The organism is Acidobacteriota bacterium, assembly GCA_016208495.1.
GTDB lineage: Bacteria > Acidobacteriota > Blastocatellia > Chloracidobacteriales > Chloracidobacteriaceae > JACQXX01.
Genome location: JACQXX010000083.1, coordinates 42659 through 63990, shown reverse-complemented (window position 1 = coordinate 63990; position 21332 = coordinate 42659). Strand labels below are relative to the sequence as shown.

Genomic DNA, 21332 nt, shown 5'->3' with positions numbered 1-21332 from the left:
GAATGAAGAATGAAAAAAGTGGTTAGTGGTTAGTGGTTAGTGGTTAGAAATCAATACTTTCGAAGAAAAGTCAGAAGCCAAGAACTAATCACTAGCCACTAACCACTAAATGGTTTCTTCATTCTTCAGTTCTTCTTTTACTGGCACGCTTCGCACGATTCCGGGTTTTCAAGCGAGCAGGCAATGGCCTTTGATTCGCTGACCGGTTGCGGTGGTGCTACTGCTTCGGTTGTCGTTGAAACCGTTGTCTTGGCGATGCGCGTTGCCGGGCGTGAACGCAGGTAGTAGGTCGTCTTCAGACCTTTCTGCCACGCATAGAAATACATTGACGAGACCTTGCCGATGGTCGGGTTTTCGACAAACAGGTTGAGCGACTGGCTCTGGTCAATGAACGGTCCTCGGTCAGCCGCCATATCAATCAGCGACCGCATCGGGATTTCCCACGCCGTGCGATAAATTTCGCGGACGTTGGCCGGGATTTCCTCAATGTCCTGAATCGAACCTTCACTCATTTTGACCCTGGAACGCATGGCTTCATTCCACATGCCCAGTTCTTTCAGGTCGTTGACCAGGTACTTGTTGATTTGCAGGAAATCGCCAGAAAGCGTTTCACGTTTGAACAGGTTTGAAACTTGCGGTTCGATACACTCATAACATCCAGCAATTGAAGCAATTGTGGCTGTCGGAGCAATCGCCAGCAGCAGCGAGTTGCGCAAGCTGTGCTTTTTGATTCGCTCGCGGAGTGTGTCCCAGCGTTCGGTGTTTTCCGGAACAACGCCCCAGGCATCAAATTGCAGCTCACCTTTGGCCGCGCGGGTTTCAGGAAATGCCTTGTGCGCTCCGAGTTTGGTCGCCAGATCGCACGAGGTTGAAAGCGCTGTGTAGTAAATTTCTTCCTGAATTTTGCGCGACAGGGCACGGGCTTCGGGCGCATCAAAGGCCAGTTTAAGCTGGAAGAACACGTCGTGCAGCCCCATCACGCCCAGCCCCACCGGACGCCAGCGGGCGTTGGAGTCAGCCGTGCTCCGAATCGGATAGAAGTTGATATCAATCACCCGATCAAGCTGTTTCACGGCCAGCCGAACCGTCGTTGCCAGTTTTTCAAAATCAAATTTACCATCCACCACGTGCCGGGCAAGATTGACTGAACCCAGATTGCAGACGGCGGTTTCACTTGCGGACGTGACTTCGAGGATTTCCGTGCAGAGGTTTGACAGGTGAACCACGGCGCCGGGTTTGGCGGTCTGGTTGCAGGCTTTGTTGGACTTGTCTTTAAAGGTCATCCAGCCGTTTCCGGTCTGGGCCAGCGTGCGCATCATCCGGCCATAGAGGTCACGGGCGCGAACCTGTTTGTTGTACAGCTTTTCTTCTTCGGCTTTGGCATAGGCGGATTCAAATTCCTCGCCAAACAGGTCCGTAAAGTGCGGCACAACCTTTGGATCAAACAGCGACCACAGCTCATCTTTTTCAACCCGCTGCATAAATAGATCGGGCACCCAGTTGGCCAGATTCAGGTTGTGCGTGCGGCGGGCTTCATCACCGGTGTTGTCGCGAAGTTCAAGAAATTGCTCGATATCCGCATGCCAGGTTTCGAGGTAAACGCAACACGCCCCCTTCCTTTTTCCACCATTCCTCACCAAAACAGCGGAAGTTAAATAAGTTTCGTCGCCTTCAACCTTTAAGTCATGGACTTTAACCACGGGTGTAATTTCTTTTTGTTTGGTAATCCGAGACCAGACGCAGCCATCCCAAATAAACCAGTTCTTCTTTGTAACTGGATGACAATCAACGAGTTCAGCAATTCCAGGAACGGCTGGGATTCGCAAGTCAAAGGCTTTGGTCACGCCTGTGAAGTGGGCGGTTGATCCATCTGACCGAATTCCCTGATGCGCATTTTCACGTTCGCGATATTGACCCGCCGCTGGAATACCCAGCCGCAGCAATTGATAGCGCAGCCCTTCAACCAGTTTTTGCGAAGTGTTGGTGAAGTAAATTTCTTTACCACGACTTACGCCGCCATCAGTTTCAATCAGACCTTGAATAAGTGCGCGGGTTTGTTGCGGGGGCAGATGCGAAAACCGGCGGGCAATATGTTTTTGGCCGTTTTCGTCATACATGTCTTCTCGTGTGAAGGGCAACGTTGACGCTCCACTGCTGAGAAATCGTCCAGTGGTTGCTTCCCGAACGACCCCACGTCCTGCTGCCCACCGAATTTGCAGGTAATTCTCACCCCGACTCGTTTGCCAGTAGTGAATATTGGCATTGTTGAGGTATTGGCGAACAAACTCCAGGTGTGTGTCGGTTAATGGGTTTCCAGAAACTCCCCATTCATCATTATCTTTTGCAAGATGACCATCTCCCAGCAAAATTCCATACATCCGGGCATCGTCTTCAGTGAATCCTTGAACTGGAACCACCTCAGTTGGAATAACTTGTGCCACATAGTCGCCTTTTCGGAGTTGACCAGCTTCAACCCAGGCTGGAACAAATTTTTCACGCTCCAACTGTGACATCGTGCGCTCAAGGGATTGTTCCATTGGAATGCCCTGAATCGCCCACATTGGGTGACCAGCCGTGACCTTAATCGGGGAAATTGAGTGTTTGACCTTGATTTCAACCATTGGGTCGTGTTGGAAATAGGTCATATGCTTGAGGACTTCGCGGTATTTTCCACGCTGGCCAAGGACCAGATCTCCAACTTTGATGTCTTTGATTTCTTTCACGCCATTCGCGGTATAAACCAGCGTTTCCGGAGCAAAGCACTGGTTCACGGCTGCCACCGAAGCGTCTAAGGTCTTGAGCCACGGGACGATGCCCTGGGAGTGGCCATTCGTTCCGCGAATCAATGACCCCTGGCTGCGCACTCGTGAATAGGCAATGCCGATACCGCCTGAGAATTTCGACAGCAGGGCCACGTCGGTGTATTTCTTATAAATTGCTTCGAGGTCGTCTTCGGGTGAATCAAGCAGAAAGCACGATGAAAGCTGCTCGTGTTTGGTGCCGGAATTAAACAGGGTCGGAGAACTCGGGACATAGGACAGTGATGAAAAAAGATGATACAGATCAATCACATCCTTGACGGTTTCCGCCAGTCCACAGGCCACGCGCATGAAGAAATATTGTGGTGTTTCAATCACATCGCGTTTGGTCGGATGTTTGACCAGATAGCGGTCATAGAGGGTGCGAATCCCAAAAAATTCAAATAATTCAGTTCGTTGCCCAGTAATGGCGGCATTGAGTTTGCGGCTATTGGCGGACACAAATTCGGCCAGCCGGTCTGAAAAGAGCCCAAGTTTGTGACCAGCCGTGATGGACTGTGAAAACGAGTGAATTTCCTGATTGGTGACCTCTTTATCAATGTAGGTGCCCAGCAACCGGGCGGCGAGGCGTGAGTATTCAGGTTCTTCGACAATCAGCGACGCGGCGGTTTGGATCGAAAGTTGATCGAGTTCCTTGGTGGTTGCTCCGTCATAGAGACCGCTGATGGTCTTGGTCGCAACGCGCAGGGCGTCAACATAATACAGTCCATGGCAGCAGCGGCTGACCGCGCGCACAATTTTATTGACGTCAACCGGCTCAAACGATCCATTCCGTTTCCGCACGCGCATTCCGATCCCGGCTGGTGCATCAGCGTGGGGGTGCTTTGATTCGGCAGCTTTCATGGTGAGTTCTCCCAGATTTGAAGTTCGAAGCCTTGCGTGAGGACAAAAAAAAGGCCGTCCTGGCCTTGGTCCCGCTGCAAAATGGTCACACGTATCCCGTAGCAAACCCCTTGATCAAAAAAATTGTTTCCCTTGAATAAATGAAAACGACGTGTGTGCTCTGAAAAAAATAAAACGACGCAGGCACACGCAAACCTCATCCTGGGTTTTTTGGTGAACGCAGATGAAGCTTTTTGGGGATTTTGTATGTCCTTGGGAGTTGTGTTTGATGTCCTGAATCTACTCAGCCAGGGCGAACCTGTCAAGGTTTTCAAGAAGGAAAAATACTAGATATTGTGGGCTGGATTTTTCTAGCTACAAGCCGTAGTTTCGACCAAAACGGCCTGTGGAAAAGTCTGTGGAAAAGTCGGTAAGTTGTGGATTACGTTACAGGTGTCTGATCGGCTAAGGCGCGAAGCTGATGGTAGACTTCTTCGGTTTTGTGGCGCGTTTCTTCGAAAGTTCCAGCCGAGTTGATCTCAAAGTCAGCAAATTTTCGCTTTTCTTGCGATGACATTTGCGCGTTGATGCGCTGTAATGCCTCGGCTCGCGAGAGTTGATTGCGCTTGCGAAGCCGGTTGACCTGCAATTTTTTCGGACACCAGACCACGACGATTTTATCAAACCGCCGATATCCGCCTGATTCAATCAACAAGGCGGCATCCACAATCACAATGGCCTTCGGATCACGGCTGGCGATTTCAGCAAACTGGCGTTCCTGCTCGGCATGAACCCGTGGATGAACAATCGCATTGAGCTTTTGCCGGAGTTTGTCATGGCCAAAAATGATGGTCCCGAGCCGCTGACGGTTGAGCGTGCCGTCGTCATTGAGGACTTCCGGGCCAAATGTTTCCGCGATGTCTGCCAGCGCTGGTGTTCCCGGTTCAACCACGACACGGGCAATCTGGTCAGAATCGAGCACCTGGCAGCCAAGTTCGCGCAAATAGCTCGAAACGTGGGACTTGCCAACGGCGATGCTTCCGGTGAGACCGACTTTAAGCATAGGAATCTGGGGCTGAAGACATTGGGCTGGGAAAACCAGGGCTGAGGGCTTGGGGCTGAGGGCTGAAGAATTGGTTTTCTTTCATCCCTCATCCCTTCGATTGCCCTGAGCCCTGGTTTTCTCAGCCCCCAAAGCAATCAGGCTTCAAACGCGTCAAGAACTTCCTGGGCGTGAATTTCGACATTGACGGTATCGAAAACCTGCTTGAGAACGCCATTTTCGTCAATGAGGAAGGTCTTGCGGGCGACACCTAAAAATTTATGGCCTTTCCACTCCTGTTCGCCATAAACACCATAGGCTTCAGAAACGGTGTGATCGGTATCGGCGAGCAAGGTGAAGGGGAGCGAGTATTTGGTGGCAAATGCCTGGTGTGAGGTTTCATCATCGAGCGATACGCCAAGGACTCGGATCCCTTTATCGGCATACGTCGAGTTGGCATCCCGGAAACTGCAGGCTTCTTTGGTGCAGCCTGGGGTATCGTCTTTCGGGTAGAAAAACAGCACGACCTTCTGGCCGCGCAGGGCGGAAAGCGTGATGGTGTTGCCAAACGCATCTTTGGTTGAAAAGTCTGGTGCGAGATCTCCGACGTTGGGCATTGGAAAGACTCCTCTGAAAAATTGACTGGTTGAAGATAAAACGGGAATACCGCCAGGGTAAGCGCAAACCCGTTATGCGGCAAGCGATTATCCCTTGTTCTGGGGCGGAAGACATCGGGCGGAAGACGACGGGCGGAAGACAACGGACTGAAGAAGTCAGGCTCAGGGCTTGGAGTGGAAGACTCGCAAGCTCGGGGTGATCAAAGGGATGAGGGATGAAATAAAACCAATTCTGCAACCTGTCTTCTTCAGCCCCAAGCCCTGAGCCCAATGTCTTTAGCCTGGCTTCTTCAGCCCCAAACCGGTACTTCGGGTGTCGCCGAGGCCGATGCGTGGTAATATGCCTGTTTCGATCAACATGTTGAAAGGATGCCGTTTGTATCGTGATAAATACCCCGGTTGAAATTATTCCTCTTGGTGGGTTAGGTGAATTTGGAATGAACTGTCTGGCGCTTCGCTATGATGGTTCAATGATTATTATTGATGTGGGCTTGATGTTTTCTGAAGTTGGGCACTATGGGGTAGACATCATGATCCCGGATTTTTCCTATGTGGAAGAACATCGTGACGAACTGCTCGCGGTTGTGCTGACTCATAGCCACGAAGACCATATCGGAGCGCTTCCGTTTTTGCTTCAGGCGGTAAATGTACCCGTCTATGGCACCCCCTACACACTCAGTGTCGCCGACCGTAAGCTTGATGAACATAAGCTGACGGATTGCACTCAAACCCATACCATCCATGCCGGAGAATCATTTACGGTTGGCCCTTTCACAGTTGAATTTATCCGGGTTTCCCATTCAACCGTTGATTGTGTCGCGCTGGCTGTGACAACGCCGGTGGGGGTGATTATTCATACCGGCGACTATAAATTTGACGAAACCCCAGTCTGTGGCGATGCAATTAATATCGAGCGATTGAAAGAATATGGTCGCCGGGGCGTGCTTGCTTTACTTTCTGATTCCACCAATGTCGAACGACCTGGGCGAATGCCGTCTGAGCGGGCAGTGATTCCAGCGCTTGAAGATATCTTTGATCAAACGGATGGGCGAATTTTCGTCAGTTGTTTTGCGTCGAGCATCCATCGGATTCAGATTATTCTGGATCTGGCCGATGATTTCGGTCGCTCGGTTTTTCCGGTTGGGCGCGGAATGTTGCGTTCGCTGGAAACGGCTGACCAGAATGGATTTTTGCGCATTCCAGACGGGCTTTTGCTCACGGCTTCGGAATACAAGCAAACCAATTCAGAAGATGTGGTGGTGTTGGCCACTGGCTGTCAGGGCGAGCCAATGGCGGCGATGTCGCGCATGGCCAATCAAAACCACAAACAGGCGATTATTGAAGCCGGTGACACGGTCATCCTCTCAGCGCGCCAGATTCCAGGCAATGAAAAATCAATTTCCCGGTTGATCAATGAATGTTACAAGCGCAATGCTTTTGTGTATGACTCTTCCTCGGCACGTATCCACGTCTCAGGCCACGGTGCCCAGGAAGATTTGCGCTTGATGATCGAATCAACCCGGCCACGGTATTTCATCCCGATTCATGGCGAATATCGCCAGCTTTATCGGCACAAACTCTATGCCTGTCAGGAGCTTGATTATGAGCCAGAGAATGTCATTCTGATGCAGAGCGGAGAAGTCCTGGCCCTTGACGGAGAGCGAGCGCTGATTTCAGATAAGATTCAGGTGGGCAAGATTTACATGGATGACAGCCGCTCAGTCATTGTGGATGAGGCGGTGATGCGTGACCGAAAGCATCTGGCGTATGATGGAATCATTATCCCAGTGCTGGTGGTCAATAAAGAAACCGGTGAAATGAAGACCGATCCGGAAATTGCCACCTGCGGATATATGCTGCTTGATGGGAATGAAGAGTGGATGGATGAACTCAAGGAAGTGATCAATCAAACACTGACCACCGTGCCGTATGACGAACGTTCCGATATGTCAGCGTTTAAAGAGAAAATCCGACTCGGCCTCAAACGCTACATTCAAAAGTTAACCAAACAGCGTCCGACGATTCTACCAGTCATTATGCAAGTCTGAGGGAATAAAGAATTGAGAATGATGAATGTCGAAAAAAGGTGGTACCCGCTTTATTTCTTCATTCTTCATTCTGTAGTCAAATGGTTCGGCGAAACGAAACCGATTGTTCGCGCCTGATTTTCCACCACCAGATCAGACTCAGGATTCCAAGTCCAATAAGTGCTCCCATCCCATCAATAATGACATCTTGAATGGTTCCAGATCGCTCCAAAGTAAAGGTCTGGTGCCATTCATCAATCACGGCATATCCCACCGAAAAGATCAGTGCCATCAACAGCACACTGCGATGTGACCACCCGCTGACTTTCCGCAATACAACTGCCCACAGAATTGCCAGACAGGCATATTCCGTGAGATGGCCAAGTTTGCGAAGCAAGAGATGACCCAGCCAGACCGCTTTTGGCGAAGCCGTTGGATCAATGGTGCGAACAACTTTATGAATCAGGGGTTCAATCACCGAGCCCGTTTGATTGGATGACAGGACATCGGTTGAGAAGAAAAACAGGCAGGCCATCCAACCAAGTGGGAGTGCCAGATAAAGCAGTCGTTTGGAGAGAGGGAGTTCTGACAAGGCAATCCACTGAAATTTTTAGAGTGCGGCGGCTTATCAAAACCAAAGCGGTGTCAAGCCGCCGCACTCCACATTTAGCTGGCGCGCAAAATTTCGCGGGCAATCACCAGGCGTTGGACTTCGGAAGTTCCTTCGCCGATGGTGCAGAGTTTGGAATCCCGCCAGAATTTTTCAGGTGGATAGTCTTTGGTGTAGCCGTATCCGCCATGAATTTGAATGGCTTCTTCCGAGACCTTCACGGCCACTTCTGAGGCATACAGTTTGGCCATCGCTGATTGACGGGTGGTGATTTTGCCCCGGTCTTTCGACACGGCGGCTTGATACAGCAGAAGTCGGGCGGCCTCGATTTGGGTGGCCATATCCGCCAGTTTCCATTGGATCGCTTGATATTCGGCAATCACCCGGCCAAAAGCCTGACGTTGTTTGGCATATTTCAGCGCGGATTCATAGGCGCCTTGGGCAATACCCAGTGACAGAGCCGCAATTGAAATGCGTCCACCATCCAGAATTTTCAAGCTGTCAACAAACCCGTGGTTGTATTCGCCAAGCATGCTTTCAGCAGGAACATGGCAATCCTCAAAGCTCAGGCTGGCCGTGTTTGAGGCGCGCATCCCGAGTTTGTTTTCTTTCTTGCCGACGGTAAATCCAGGCGTGTCATTTTTCACAATGTAAGCCGAAACCCCATGATTTCCTTTGGATTTGTCGGTAATGGCCATCACGACGGTGACTGCGGCATGTGAAGCATTGGTAATAAAATTTTTGCTTCCATTAATAACCCACGAGCCATTTTCACGCACGGCCAGAGTGCGCATTCCCGCTGCATCACTTCCGGAGCCTGGCTCAGTCAGCGCCCAGGCGCCCATTTGTTCGCCACGTGCCAACGGCGGCACAAATTCTTCCCGCTGCTGTTTATTGCCCATCTGGTAGATATGGTTGGTGCACAATGAGTTATGTGCGGCCACACTCAGGGTGATGGATGGATCCACGCGGGCAAGCTCTTCAAGAATCGTGGCGTACTCGACATAGCCCATTCCGGCACCGCCAAGGTCTTCCGGGATAATAATGCCCAGCAACCCGAGGTCCGCCAGTTTGGGTTGCAGGTCGAGCGGGAAGATTTGTTCTTCATCCCACTCCATAATATGCGGCTTGATTTCAGCCTCGGCAAACTCACGAACGGAATACTTTACCTGAAGCTGTTCTTCGGTCAGATCGAAATTCATAATTGACATATCAGGGCCCTCGGTTGAACGAAAAAAGAAGACGGCACCTTCGATTTGATCTGGTCAGTCTTGAGAAATGCCAGGATGCATGCTGAAGAAAAAATGCGATGAAAGGTGCTGAGGAAAAAGAAAATAAAGACGTGCCCCGATTATATGAGTTAGTCAGGAATTGGCAATGGAGGGAAGAAAAAAAGCGGTGAAGATGACAAGGAGAGAGGGTGACACGGTGACAAGATGACAAGATGACAAGGTGACAAGGTGACAGGGCGACATTTCTTCGAAAACCCTGCCCCCCATAAGCGCCAGGATAAGGATTTCAGGCCCGGAGGGTCATCGTGTAATAGCCGTGGTGCGAAGCCCACGGTCACGGCCAGGACGACCCAAACCCAACAAGGTGACAAGGTTGAAAATAAACAAATTTGTCACCTTGTCATTCTGTCACCTTATCATCTTGTCATCTTGTCACCTTGTCATCCTGTCACCCTGTCATCTTGTCATTTTTATCTGATCTTCCCTGGGCTTCTGAATTGCCCAATCAACGAGCCGATGGCACCGGTTTGAGTCCCCGGCCCATTCACCAGGCTCCAGGTTCCAAGTGTCAGTGGGGTGGTATCAGTGAGCGATGTACTTTGGATTCGGTTATTTCCGGTATCACTGATCACCAGTCGTTTGCCTTCGGGTCCGGTCACGACCGTGATACCTTCCGGCAACCGAACCTGGCCTGGACCTGAACCCACAGTGGCAATTGCCTGCGCGCCAGCAGTGGTTCCAAGCGGGAAGAACAGCACCCGGCTATTGGCTGTGTCAGCGATATAAAGATTTAATTCGTTATCAACCGCCAGCCCTTGTGGTCCACGCACGCGATTGAGTGAGGTACCGGATGTCGCAATCACCTGAAAAACAGGGGTTGTTGTCGCCGTGTCAAATTTAATGATCCGATTGTTGCCAGTATCAGCCACATAGAGTGTGTTATTGAGATCAATTGCCAGTCCTTGTGGAGCACGAACCTGACCAGCACCGATGCCGGTGGTTGCCACCACGGTGGCATTTGAAAATGGTGTCAGGGCATCAAAACGCAGGATTCGATTGTTGCCGGTATCAGCCACAAAAAGAAACTGTCCGCTGGCATCAAGGACTACGCCTTGCGGAGCCCGCACTTGATTGAACCCAGAACCAAAGGTGGCAAAATCCTGCCATTGAACTCCATCAAACCAGTGAATGCGATTGTTTCCAGTATCGGCAACATAGACGCGGAGGTTTTCACCACCAGCATTGTTTGAGGTAACGGCTTCTGGCGACCGGAACTGGCCATTGCTGGAACCGGCTGCGGCTCGGATGCTCTTTTCAGCTCCCAGTTCACGCGAAACTGAAGCCCCGGTAAAGATTGACCACTGGTCGCCATCAAATGTCTGAATTCGATTATTGAGCGTGTCAGCCACATAAATGACGGATTGTTCTGACGTTCGAATTTCAAAAATCGTCGTGCTGCCGCTGATTTCATTCCCGATGACCAGTAATGGGTTCCCGGTTGGGCTGTCGGCTGAAGAAATAAAGGTGATGCCTTCCGGTCCCAGGTCGCTGGCAGTGTCAGCTTCGGGGTCACCGGCAAAATCACGGTTTGAAAGGTACTGTACAAACACCGGACTGAGTGGGTTGGTGACGTCATACACCATAATCCCACTGATGCGTTCCAATCCGATAAACGCGTAGGTGCGACCATTCACGACTCCGAGCGTCAGACCTTCAGGCTCAGGGCCCTTATTGTCGCTTCGGGTGTCAAATGTACCGTTTTCATCATTGTTGGCATTGAAATCAGCAGGGAAGAGCATGGCTGTGATTTGCTCAAACGCATCGCCGCTGTCAAAAACCTGGGTGCCGGTGGCCGTCCACACCGAAAATGACCGGCTGCCATACACATAGATTTTTTCATATTGGGTGTCACCATCGGCTTCCAACTGGCCATCCCGATTTGACACTGTGAGGCGTCCCAGATTGGCGTTCATTTTCAGGGTTGAAGCATTCGGAAACACCACGGGATCAAGCACATAGGATCCGGATGAAACCCGAACTTCTTCACCGTCGTGGGCATCGCCTTCGTTGGCGGTCAGAAAGTAGGTCTGACCGTTGAAATTCATGGTGGCAATTGCATCAGGCATGTACATGCCAAACACAGGCCAGTTTTGAATATTGATTTTCCCGGTTGATGAGGTCAGATCGCGATCACTGGTATCCAGGCCATTGCCTGTCAGACTGTGATCCTTCAGACCTAACGGGAGCAATGACGTGACGGTACTGGTGCCGAGATTCACCACCGCAACGGTATTATTTTCCTGCAAAGTGACCCAGGCCGTGGTTGAATCAGAGGAAACGGCAATGTATTCCGGTTCGAAATCGTCAGTGGCAGCCACGCCGGATTGGATTCGCACGCCCTGGGTGCGCAGGGTGGTTTCCTGACCATTAAATGCGGTAAACGTGGCGGTTGTCACCGAGCCAACGGAAAGCGAACCTGGGCCGCCTGGGTAAGAAACCGGGATAATCGTGACCGAACCTGGAGGATTGACGCCGTCTGGTTCGCCTTCATTGGCGACCAGAACTTTGGTGGCATCCGGCGTGAAAGTCACCATATCGGGGAGCGCCCCGGCGGTGACTGAGGTTAAGAAGTTGAGTGTGCTGGTGTTATAAAAAGCCACTGTTCCATTGTCGGTTTTGGGATCGGAGGCCAGCGCCACAGCTAAAACACCGTTCTTCACGGCCACGCTGTTTGGGTCGCCAATCACTGGGCCGGATGAAAATGTGAGTTGCATCACTTCGGTTGGATTGGTCGGATCCGAAAGATCCAGCACATAAACGCTGGGTGCCGTTTCGTCGCTATTGACCAGAAACAAGCGCTGGGAAATTGGGTCATGGACCACGATTTCAGCCGCGCTGACGGCAAATTTGCCAGTTCGGAAGGTTCCGATTTGAGTCAATGAAATATTCGGGGTTGGGGTTGGAACGGCTGCTGGTGCACCAGTCACTTGACCTGCTGCCTGGGATGCGGTCTGAAACCTGGCCAGTGACCAGGATCCTGTGCCAAAAATCCCCATCAGACACAACAGAAAACAAATTCGAACATATCGCGAAAAGCATAAAATCCCACTGAAATCGGGTTCAGGGTTCAGGGTTCAGGGTTTCGGCGATGAGTTGACTGATCCCACTCAAGATGAAGACTGGGGAACTGGCGGGTACCACGCAACGTGGAGTATCTGGCCCTGAACCCTGAACCCTGGTGGTATGATATTTCCATCCGACTCCCTTAGTTATTTGTTGCCACACACTTGCTGCGAATAAGCCAGATCAATGGCTTGCGCCAGCGTGCACAAATAAAGATTTTAGAGGGAAGTCATGACAGAAATGAAAACAGGGATTCTTATCCAGGGTCTGTGAGCCTTGCGTTACAGCGATGTGAGCAGAAAGTTACAAAATGACAGATCGGCACAGCCGAAACTGGTTAAACTTGAAGTTTCCCTGGAGCTTCAGGTGCTTATTCGGATGAACCATGAGCAGTTCATAAAACTAGAAAGGTGCTTGTAACTCCAGGTTTCATGGTGTTTACTTGAAGGTCGAGGCCCCACATTTTCCTTCCGAACAATGCACATCAACCGACAATCTGGAGGCGCATTATGCGTCAGTTTGTCACGGTCTTGTTATTTCTCCTCACTCTGCTGCCTGGCGGTAAGTGCTTTTGTGTGTCTGTCTTAGGGGCGGCGTCCAATCCACTCTCTCACCTTGCCTCCGCATCTGGGCCTGTTGGGCGCCCGGCCTTTCGCGTCTTCACTGATCGAGATGGGCTCCCGGAAAATACGGTGCACAAAATCGTGTTTGACCAGCGGGGATATTTATGGGTGGGAACACTGGATGGAGCTGCTTATTATAACGGACGGGTCTGGACACTGGTGAATATGCCCAATCGAGTCCGCTCCAACGACGTCAGTGCTCTGTTGGCAGCAAAGGACGGCAGCCTCTGGTTTGGGACCAATGGCGGTGGGGTATCACATTTGAAAGATGGGCAGTGGCGGACTTTTGATCAAACTTCTGGATTGCCAACCAACCCTGTCTTTAGTTTGGCTGAAGAAATTGCCTCGGACGGCCACTCGATTCTCTGGTTGGGGATGTATGGCGGCGGCCTGGCCCGGTTTGAAAACAACACCTGGACCCAGGTTTCATCACCTGAAGTCCCGGCAGATTCGATTGTATTGAGCATTTTGCCTGTCCTCTCACCGGATGGAAGCAAGAGTCTATGGGTCGCCACCCGCGACTATGGACTTGCTGTGCTCAGGAATGGTCAGTGGCGTTCCTACCGAACCAGCAATGGTTTTGTGAGCAATCAGGTCGAGTCTCTGGCACTGATGCCAGGATCAAACGGCGAGCCAATCATTTGGGCTGGCACGATTGGCGGCGGGTTGGTCAAGTTTGAAGGGGATACTTTTTCAACCTTCACGTCACCAACCATTTTGCCCAGCAACAATGTTCAAACCCTGGCCATAACCCAACTTCCAGATGGAAAAAGCTGTTTGTGGGTAGGAACTGATGCCGGCGTCACTTGCCTTGAAAATGGAAACTGGCTGCGACTGGATGACACAACGGGCCTGCCCGGAAATGACATTGCCAGCCTGGCCGAGACTGTTTCTCCTTCAGGGCGTCGAACAATTTGGATTGGTACGAATGGGCACGGGTTGGTGCGGGTCGAAAACGGTCGTTGGGCCAATCTTGATCTCCCAGTTTCAAATGCTGACCATTTAGCCCGTTGTTTTTTAGAAACCCGTTCGGCCACGGGATCGCCAGTGATTTGGGCCGGCACCATGGGAAGCGGGTTGATGCAATTGACCGACGGACAATGGAAAAAACTGACGGTTGGCGACGGTCTCTTAGGAAATCGAGTGCGGTCTTTATTTGAAACACGGACAGCAGGTGGTGACTCCACCGTCTGGATTGGAACGGATGATGGGCTAAGCAAATTTGAAAACGGTCGAATGGTCAAAGTTGACCTCAGCCGGTCGGGAATTCATCGCGAAATTCGATGCCTGGCAGCCACAACCGAACCCGACAACGCAACGACCCTCTGGGTAGGCACCTATGACAGTCTCGGGCGATTTCAAAATGGTGTTTGGACAGCTTACAGCAAACGAAACGAGACGCTGAAAAACAATGGAGTCAATTGTTTGCTCGTCACAAAAGCTGGTGATGGAACGCAAACCGTGTGGGCTGGCACCTATGGAGGAGGGCTTTCGCGCTTTGAAAAAGGAGTTTGGACAACCTATGACATTGCCTCAGGGTTACCAAACAACATCATTATCAGCTTGCACGAAACGCAGGCAATGGATGGAAGCCGCTGGCTGTGGGTTGGCACCAAAAGTGGTGGCGTTGCCCGTGCCCGACTTGATCAACCGACAATCCAGTGGGAAGTTTTTTCTGATCTGACACAGCCAGCGCTCCCCAATAACTGCATTCAAAAAATTTGTGAAGACAATCAACATCGGCTGTATTTATTCACCAATAAAGGTGTTGCACGGCTCTCGCCTCGTCAGGTCACACCTGATGACCCGTCACCATTCTCAGTATTTTCATTTACTTCTGAAGATGGGCTCCCCAGCAACGAGTGCCTTGAAGGTGCCGCACTGGTTGATCAACAGGGGCGAATGTATGCTGGCACCATTCAAGGTGCGGCCATCTATGATTTGGGCACTGAGGAAAATGACACAGCAGCCAAACCCTTATTTATTGAACGAGTCAGGGTCAATGGGAAATGGCAGGAAACGACGGCTGGGTTTGAACACGCATCGCTCGCCTATGACGAAAATAACTTGATATTTGAATATGCGCTACTCAACTATTTTCGTGAGTCTGATACCCGGTACCGCACCCAATTGATTGGATTTGAAGCGCAGCCATCGGATTGGACCAGTGATTATAAGAAGGAGTATACCAATCTGTCTGAAGGGTCATATGAGTTTCGACTATGGGCCCGTGATTACGCCGGGAACATCAGCGGTCCAGTCCGGATGGCCTTTGCCGTGCGCCCGGCGCCATGGCGAACCTGGTGGGCGTATCTGGTGTATCTGGCAATCCTCGGTACAGCCGGATATCAGTTGTATGCTGAACGAATCCGCCGGATCAAACGCCGTCAGGAAGAACGCATCCGTTACCTCCGCCATTTACTCGACAGTACTCGGATCATTAACTCACAGCTTGATTTAACCACGGTGTTGCAAAATATTGCTGAGGAAAGCGCTCAGTTGATCGAGGGTGAACCGGGTGGTATCGGTCTGGTGATTGCAAACCACGTCGTCTTTAAACGACTCTGGTGTCGTGATCATTGGGATGAAACACCCGTTGTTTTTCGGTTGGGCGAAGGTGTGGCGGGTCAGGTTGCCAGTACTGGAAATCCGATGATCGTCAATCATCCGGCCTCGTCATCGGAGATTGTTTTTCCCGAGATCCTGGAAAAATACTATGTCCACGGTTTTATCAATATTCCGATCTTTACGCGGACCGGGAATGTGGTTGGAGTGCTTGATGTCAGGCGTCCGGCAATGCGTGGTCCTTTTACTGAAACCGACCAGAAATTGTTGGAATCACTGGCAAATCAAGCCGCCGTGGCCATTGAAAACGCAGCTTTGTATGGGGAATTGGAGAAGAAAAAGACCGAACTTGAAGAAAAAAACCTGATTATCGTTGAATCAATGCAGGAACTTGAAAAGCTCTATAAGAGCGAGCAGGAGATTTCACACACGTTGCAAGAACTCAATCAGATGAAAACCAATTTTCTGATTGTCACTTCGCACGAAATGCGAACGCCGCTCACCGTGCTCAAGGGATATATCGAAGCCATTTCCGAAGAATATTTAGGGCCACTCAGCAAGGGACAGCAGCAATCAATGACCACCTGCCGGCGGATGATTGATCGTCTGGTCACAAGTTTTAACGACATTCTGGAAATGCTTAAAATCAATGAAGGCCAAATGACGCTCAAACATACCGCACTCAACCTGCGCGGAACAGTGGCTGAAGTTCTTTCTGAACTGGCCACCTTTATCGAACGCCGTCAGCAAACGATTGAGGTCGAATCTCCCGAAGATATTTTCATTGCGGCGGACCCAGAAAAAATCCAGCTCGTCCTGGTGAATGTAATTCAAAACGCGATCAAATTTACCCCCGACGAAGGGTTCATTCGCATTACCATCACCACTGAAGTCAATATGGCGCATTTGACGGTTGAAGATACCGGAATTGGAATTGAACCAAGTGACCTCGAACGGATTTTCGAAAAGTTTTACACAACATCTGATCCATCAACGCATACTTCGGGTCGGTATGAATTTTCGGCTCGTGGCACTGGACTTGGCCTGGCCATTGCCAAAAGTTATGTCGAAGCCCACGGCGGGAAAATTTGGGCCGAATCGAAAGGGAAAGGGCAGGGCAGTAGTTTCCACATTAAATTTCCCCTGGCTAATCTGCCACGCGAGGTTGAAGTTGCCCAAGATAGTGTTCACTCTGGATAACCACACGCTCCTATTCCTTGTTCGCCAAAATCGGATACTGCCTTCGGATTTGATCCAGGGCATGGAGTTGGTGCAACAGGGAACGAAGTCGCTTTAATGGCAACGCATTTGGACCATCGCTCAAGGCTTTGGCCGGGTTCTCGTGAACTTCCATAAACAATCCATCCACCCCGCACGCAACTCCGGCCCGAGCCAGAGGCTCAATAAACTGTGAATCTCCGCCAGTTGCAGTTCCAAGTCCTCCCGGACGTTGCAAGCTATGGGTGACATCAAACACCACGGGGCAGCCAAACTCATGCATGATTGGAAATGACCGCATATCAACCACCAGGTTATTGTAGCCAAAGGATGCGCCGCGCTCAGTCAACCAGAGTTCTTTCCCTCCAGCTTCGCGTATTTTTTCCACCACATTTTTCATATCGCCTGGGGCCAAAAACTGCCCTTTTTTCACGTTTACGGTTCGGCCAGTGCGGGCGGCAGCTACCAAAAGGTCGGTTTGGCGGCACAAGAAGGCCGGAATTTGAAGAACATCAACAATTTCAGCCGCACTTTGGGCCTGGTCAATCTCATGGACATCCGTAATGACCGGCAACCCGGTCTGTTTTTTGATGTATTCCAGAACTCGCAACCCGGCTTCCAACCCTGGGCCCCGAAATGAATGAATTGACGACCGGTTGGCTTTATCAAACGAAGCTTTGAAGATGTAAGGGATTCCGAGTTCAACCGCCTCTTTTTGAATTGCCTCGGCCATAAACAGGGCATGGTCCTGGGATTCAATGACACAAGGACCAGCAATCAGGAAAAATGACTCTGGTGGTTTCGGAAAAAAAGTACTGTTCATAGATGGAAGGATGCCAAAAGGTCAGATGTTGTGTAATCCAGTTAGAGATCAGATAAAGATTTCCCTGCGAGTAAGTTGTTGAAATTACAGAAATTATTGAAAGAAAAAGATTTATTTTTTTCGTGTATTTCGTGGTTTCTTATTCTGAAAATCTATCGTTCCCCCAATGAAGAAGCCTACACCGGTGGAACATAAATTCCAGCCACGGCCTGAATAATATCGTCGTGGCGAGTACCATTGGTGGCGAGCACCCCTTTCAAATTAAAAAGCTCTTCACCACGATAGGCCAAAAGGTTCCCCTGCAAGTCAGTCACTTTCCCTCCAGCGGCGTGCAAAATCACATCACAGGCGCACATATCCCAGATTTTTGTATACGGGTTCGGACTAAACATAATTTCAGCATCACCATCAGCAATCAGGCCAACTTTGATGCCGCCGCTACCGGAGACAATTTCCTGGGTCATTCCAAGCCGGGTTGCCATCTGGTCAACCAGGGCATTGCGATGTGACCGACTGACGACCATTCGCATGGCTGCATAGTCGGTCGTCGAGGATACTTTCATGGATTTTTGTTCACCACCAATTCGCAAAAATGCCTGATCGTGTGCCGCCCACCACAGCCGGTCACGGGTGGGTTGATACACCACACCAACCACCGGGCGTTCGCCAACCACAAACCCGATCATAACGGAAAATTCTCCGTTGCGGGCAATAAACTCTTTGGTTCCATCAAGTGGGTCAATTACCCACAATCGTGCATCTTCACGTCTGAGCGGATTGTCTGGTTCTTCTTCAGAAACCAAAACATCATCGGGAAATGCTTCATGGAGGCCCGCCAGAATATGATCACTGGCTGCCTGATCAGCTTCGGTAACTGGTTCATCCCCTGCTTTGTAACTGACCCTGGTTGTGCGGTCATAATATTCAAGGATCAATTTACCAGCTTCCTGCGCCAGTCGGCAGGCAACATCAACTTCGCGCCAATAGGTTTGGCTGGAGAGGGCTTGTTCTGACATGGTGACACTCGTGTACAAAAAGAATTGGGGGATAGGTGATCTTGGAAAAAATAGGAACCTATGAAGATACCAGACAGTCTGACTTTGAGTGATTGGTCGGGTCAAGTAAAAAATGCAGTCGTGGTACCCAGGTGAGTTGGGTCAGTTTGACGCAGTGCGTGCTGGCTTTTGGGCAATGACATGGAGAACTTCACCCCACGGTGTTGGGGTAAGTAGTAGATTGATCAGAAGAACTGGAAAAAACAGAATGGAAAAGCATACTCCCTGAAACAGGATCAACCAGAGAGGGGGACGATTTCCACCAACACGTCGCAACCCATCGTAAAATGCATTTCGCAGCCGTGAAAATCGGTTGCAAATAGATTGAAGCGAAGTAAAGACGCTGTATTCAAGTGAAAACGTGGACCTTGCAACAGGTTGAAACCCATGTTTTTTCAAGAGTTTATCCAACCCATCGGGTGTGAAATGAACTACATGGTGAGGCGGGTCCCACCCCATCCAACCTGGGCCGGAAAATCCAACTGTCCAGCTTTGGGCATTTGGAACCTCAAGAATCAAATGTCCGCCAGGTGCCAACATCTCCCAGCTTTCCTTGAAGTAATTTTCATAGTCGGCCACATGTTCAAAAACATGCCAGGCCGTGATGACTGAAAAAGTAGGAAGGTCAGGCCGCAGGACTGGGAGTTCCCCGAGTCGAACGTCAATTCCGAGTTTCTCGCGGGCAAAGGCTTGAGCCGTTGCAGAGACCTGGGTACCTATCACCACTGGAACCTTGTGATCTTCACGAAGATAGTAGAGTACATAGGCATTTCCACAGCCAATATCAAGTACACCGCCGGTTGATTGAACAAACCGTGCGATGTAGGCAGCTCGCCACCGCCGAAAGAAGCGGGTTACCACTTCAATCGGCGAAAAAAAACGGGCTGCGGAACCAGCTTCATAGAACTGTTCCTGGTACAAGGATGTGGTTTCTTCAAGCAGGACAATCGAATGAAAGAGATGACTGGTTGGGTCGAAAAAAATTGGGCAGCCTTCGCTCTGATAGAGAAACTTCCATTCAGGGTGATTCGCTGGTGGCGATGACGAGGCTGCCGGAGGTGGTGAAGCGTGCATAGTGTCAGATGGCAAAGCGACAGGATTTCCTGAAGTTAGCGGTTTTTAAGGTAGGTACCGAGGGACTCAAGCCCTTTTTCAATAACTTCTGGAGCCAGCGAGTAACTAAACCGAAGATGTCCTTCGCCTTCTTTCCCAAAAACGACGCCTGGAACCGTGGCGATATGCGCTTTATCTAAAAGCTCGCGGGAAAAAGCCGTGCTGTCAGCGGCGATTGAGGAAATATCTGGAAACGCATAAAACGCCCCAGCCGGAGGTGGACTACAGCGAAATCCCAGGGCATTGAGTCCGTCCACCATCAATGAGCGGCGGTATTGATATCCTTCAAAGGCTTTTTCGATAAAGTCCGAAGGTGTTGAGAGTGCTGCCACGGCGGCCCACTGAGTTGGGGTACTGACTCCATTCGAAGAATATAATATGGATTTTTTCAACCCGGTGATAAATGGTTCGGCGGCAATCGCATATCCGAGCCGCCATCCTGTCATGGCATAACTTTTCGAAAGTGTATACACACTGATCGTGCGTTCATACATGCCAGGCAGTGATGCAATTGAAATGTGTTCCTGCTCATACACCAGGTCTTCATATGCTTCATCGGCAATGACTACCAGATCGTGTGTTTGGGCAAAGGCAGCCACTTCTTCAATTTCAGCACGGGTAAAAACAATTCCAGTTGGATTTTGTGGGGTATTGAGGAGGATGGCCCGGCTTTTTGGGCTGAGATGCGCCTGCAACGTCTGGGAAATTCCGGTTTGTCGGGCCTGGAACGTGTTAATACTGACGACCTGACCGCCTGACATATAAATCAGATCGCGGGTCGGAGTCCAATGTGGAGAGAATAAAAGAACTTCATCCCCTGGGTCCAAAATGGAATTGAAGGCACCATAGAGTCCCTGCATCCCGCCATTGCCCACGATAACGTGTTCAGATTGGGCGGGAATTTTATTTTTCGTGCGGAGTTTTTCGGTAATGGCATCAACTAAAGGTTTGATTCCACTTGACGGAGCATAGCGGGTTTTATTTTCGTGAAGGGCCTGGATTGCGGCTTCCTTCACAAAATCAGGCGTGTTCATATAGGGTTCGCCGCCTTCAAACTGGAAGATGGTTTCACCTGTGGCTTTGAGTTCCATGACCCGATTGCGAATCCTGACAATTTCCGAGAAACCAACTTCATCAAATCGGTGGGCGAGCCGTTTGGAGTTGGGGCGTGCAAAAGCTTCAGTTTCTTTGGATGGACCTGTTGACATAACAACCTCGTAATAAGTGCAGTAAAGATTGAAGTGGTGGGTTCGGTATGAATGAAGAGCCTGTTGTAACAGCGATTTACAGAGAAACTTAAAAGTAGCTGGCACAACAGATTACCGATGTTATTGGAGATTTGACGAGGTGTAAAGTCAGAGCTGAAGTGATGGCTAAAAATACAAAAGGCAGGAGAAATTTTCTCCTGCCTTTTGGTTGCTATTGATAAGCAATAGTCAAATTTGATGAAAGCTTACTCAATTGGGTCACTCGCGGAAGTAGCGGCAGTAGCTGGAGCCGCTGAATGCCGAATCACGCCTGTTTCATCACAAAAGAATTGATCATTTCCAGTGCGGGTAACACCGCTTTGTGTAACCGGGGTGTTGGTGACGGTATATGTCGGCGCTGCGCCTGCCATGGCTGCCATCTGAGTGTAGGTGAGC

12 protein-coding genes are annotated in these 21332 nt (G+C 50.4%); 2 read left to right on the top strand and 10 right to left on the bottom strand.

What is annotated here, in order from left to right; all coding sequences use genetic code 11:
• Window positions 1-137: 137 nt before the first annotated feature.
• The 3 genes from HY774_16850 to bcp all read right to left on the bottom strand — a co-directional run bounded on the left by HY774_16850 (window position 138) and on the right by bcp (window position 5300).
• On the bottom strand, window positions 138-3662 hold the full coding sequence (locus tag HY774_16850) for a ribonucleoside-diphosphate reductase subunit alpha (protein MBI4750156.1): 3525 nt from the start codon (window positions 3660-3662) through the stop codon (window positions 138-140).
• Window positions 3663-4083: 421 nt separating this feature from the next.
• Window positions 4084-4704, bottom strand: a complete 621-nt coding sequence (locus HY774_16845; GenBank protein ID MBI4750155.1) for a dephospho-CoA kinase — start codon at window positions 4702-4704, stop codon at window positions 4084-4086.
• 137 nt (window positions 4705-4841) lie between these two features.
• Window positions 4842-5300, bottom strand: coding sequence for a thioredoxin-dependent thiol peroxidase (gene bcp, locus HY774_16840; protein MBI4750154.1), 459 nt, complete (start codon window positions 5298-5300; stop codon window positions 4842-4844).
• 383 nt (window positions 5301-5683) lie between these two features.
• On the opposite strand from bcp, the gene HY774_16835 reads away from it, so the two are divergent.
• Window positions 5684-7348: a ribonuclease J gene (locus HY774_16835; GenBank protein MBI4750153.1), complete on the top strand. Its 1665-nt coding sequence runs from the start codon at window positions 5684-5686 to the stop codon at window positions 7346-7348.
• Between the two features lie 76 nt (window positions 7349-7424).
• Here the strand turns inward: HY774_16835 and HY774_16830 are convergent, their stop codons facing one another.
• From HY774_16830 to HY774_16820, 3 genes are all read right to left on the bottom strand, one after another.
• Window positions 7425-7919 carry a VanZ family protein gene (locus HY774_16830; GenBank protein MBI4750152.1) on the bottom strand — a complete coding sequence of 165 codons (495 nt, stop codon included), beginning with the start codon at window positions 7917-7919 and terminating at the stop codon, window positions 7425-7427.
• A gap of 74 nt (window positions 7920-7993) precedes the next feature.
• Window positions 7994-9139 (bottom strand): acyl-CoA dehydrogenase family protein, encoded by a 1146-nt coding sequence (locus HY774_16825; protein MBI4750151.1) that lies wholly within the window; start codon window positions 9137-9139, stop codon window positions 7994-7996.
• A gap of 500 nt (window positions 9140-9639) precedes the next feature.
• The gene (locus HY774_16820; GenBank protein MBI4750150.1) at window positions 9640-12156 is read right to left on the bottom strand and encodes a choice-of-anchor I family protein; all 2517 of its coding nucleotides are present in this window, start codon (window positions 12154-12156) and stop codon (window positions 9640-9642) included.
• Window positions 12157-12801: 645 nt separating this feature from the next.
• On the opposite strand from HY774_16820, the gene HY774_16815 reads away from it, so the two are divergent.
• The gene (locus tag HY774_16815; GenBank protein ID MBI4750149.1) at window positions 12802-16680 is read left to right on the top strand and encodes a GAF domain-containing protein; all 3879 of its coding nucleotides are present in this window, start codon (window positions 12802-12804) and stop codon (window positions 16678-16680) included.
• A 10-nt stretch (window positions 16681-16690) separates the two neighbouring features.
• Here the strand turns inward: HY774_16815 and kdsA are convergent, their stop codons facing one another.
• The 4 genes from kdsA to HY774_16795 form a co-directional block, all read right to left on the bottom strand.
• On the bottom strand, window positions 16691-17521 hold the full coding sequence (gene kdsA, locus HY774_16810) for a 3-deoxy-8-phosphooctulonate synthase (GenBank protein MBI4750148.1): 831 nt from the start codon (window positions 17519-17521) through the stop codon (window positions 16691-16693).
• 176 nt (window positions 17522-17697) lie between these two features.
• Window positions 17698-18537, bottom strand: coding sequence for a 3'(2'),5'-bisphosphate nucleotidase CysQ (locus HY774_16805; protein ID MBI4750147.1), 840 nt, complete (start codon window positions 18535-18537; stop codon window positions 17698-17700).
• A 141-nt stretch (window positions 18538-18678) separates the two neighbouring features.
• Window positions 18679-19665, bottom strand: a complete 987-nt coding sequence (locus HY774_16800) for a class I SAM-dependent methyltransferase (GenBank protein ID MBI4750146.1) — start codon at window positions 19663-19665, stop codon at window positions 18679-18681.
• A 20-nt stretch (window positions 19666-19685) separates the two neighbouring features.
• The gene (locus HY774_16795) at window positions 19686-20897 is read right to left on the bottom strand and encodes a pyridoxal phosphate-dependent aminotransferase (protein ID MBI4750145.1); all 1212 of its coding nucleotides are present in this window, start codon (window positions 20895-20897) and stop codon (window positions 19686-19688) included.
• Between the last annotated feature and the right edge of the window lie 435 nt (window positions 20898-21332).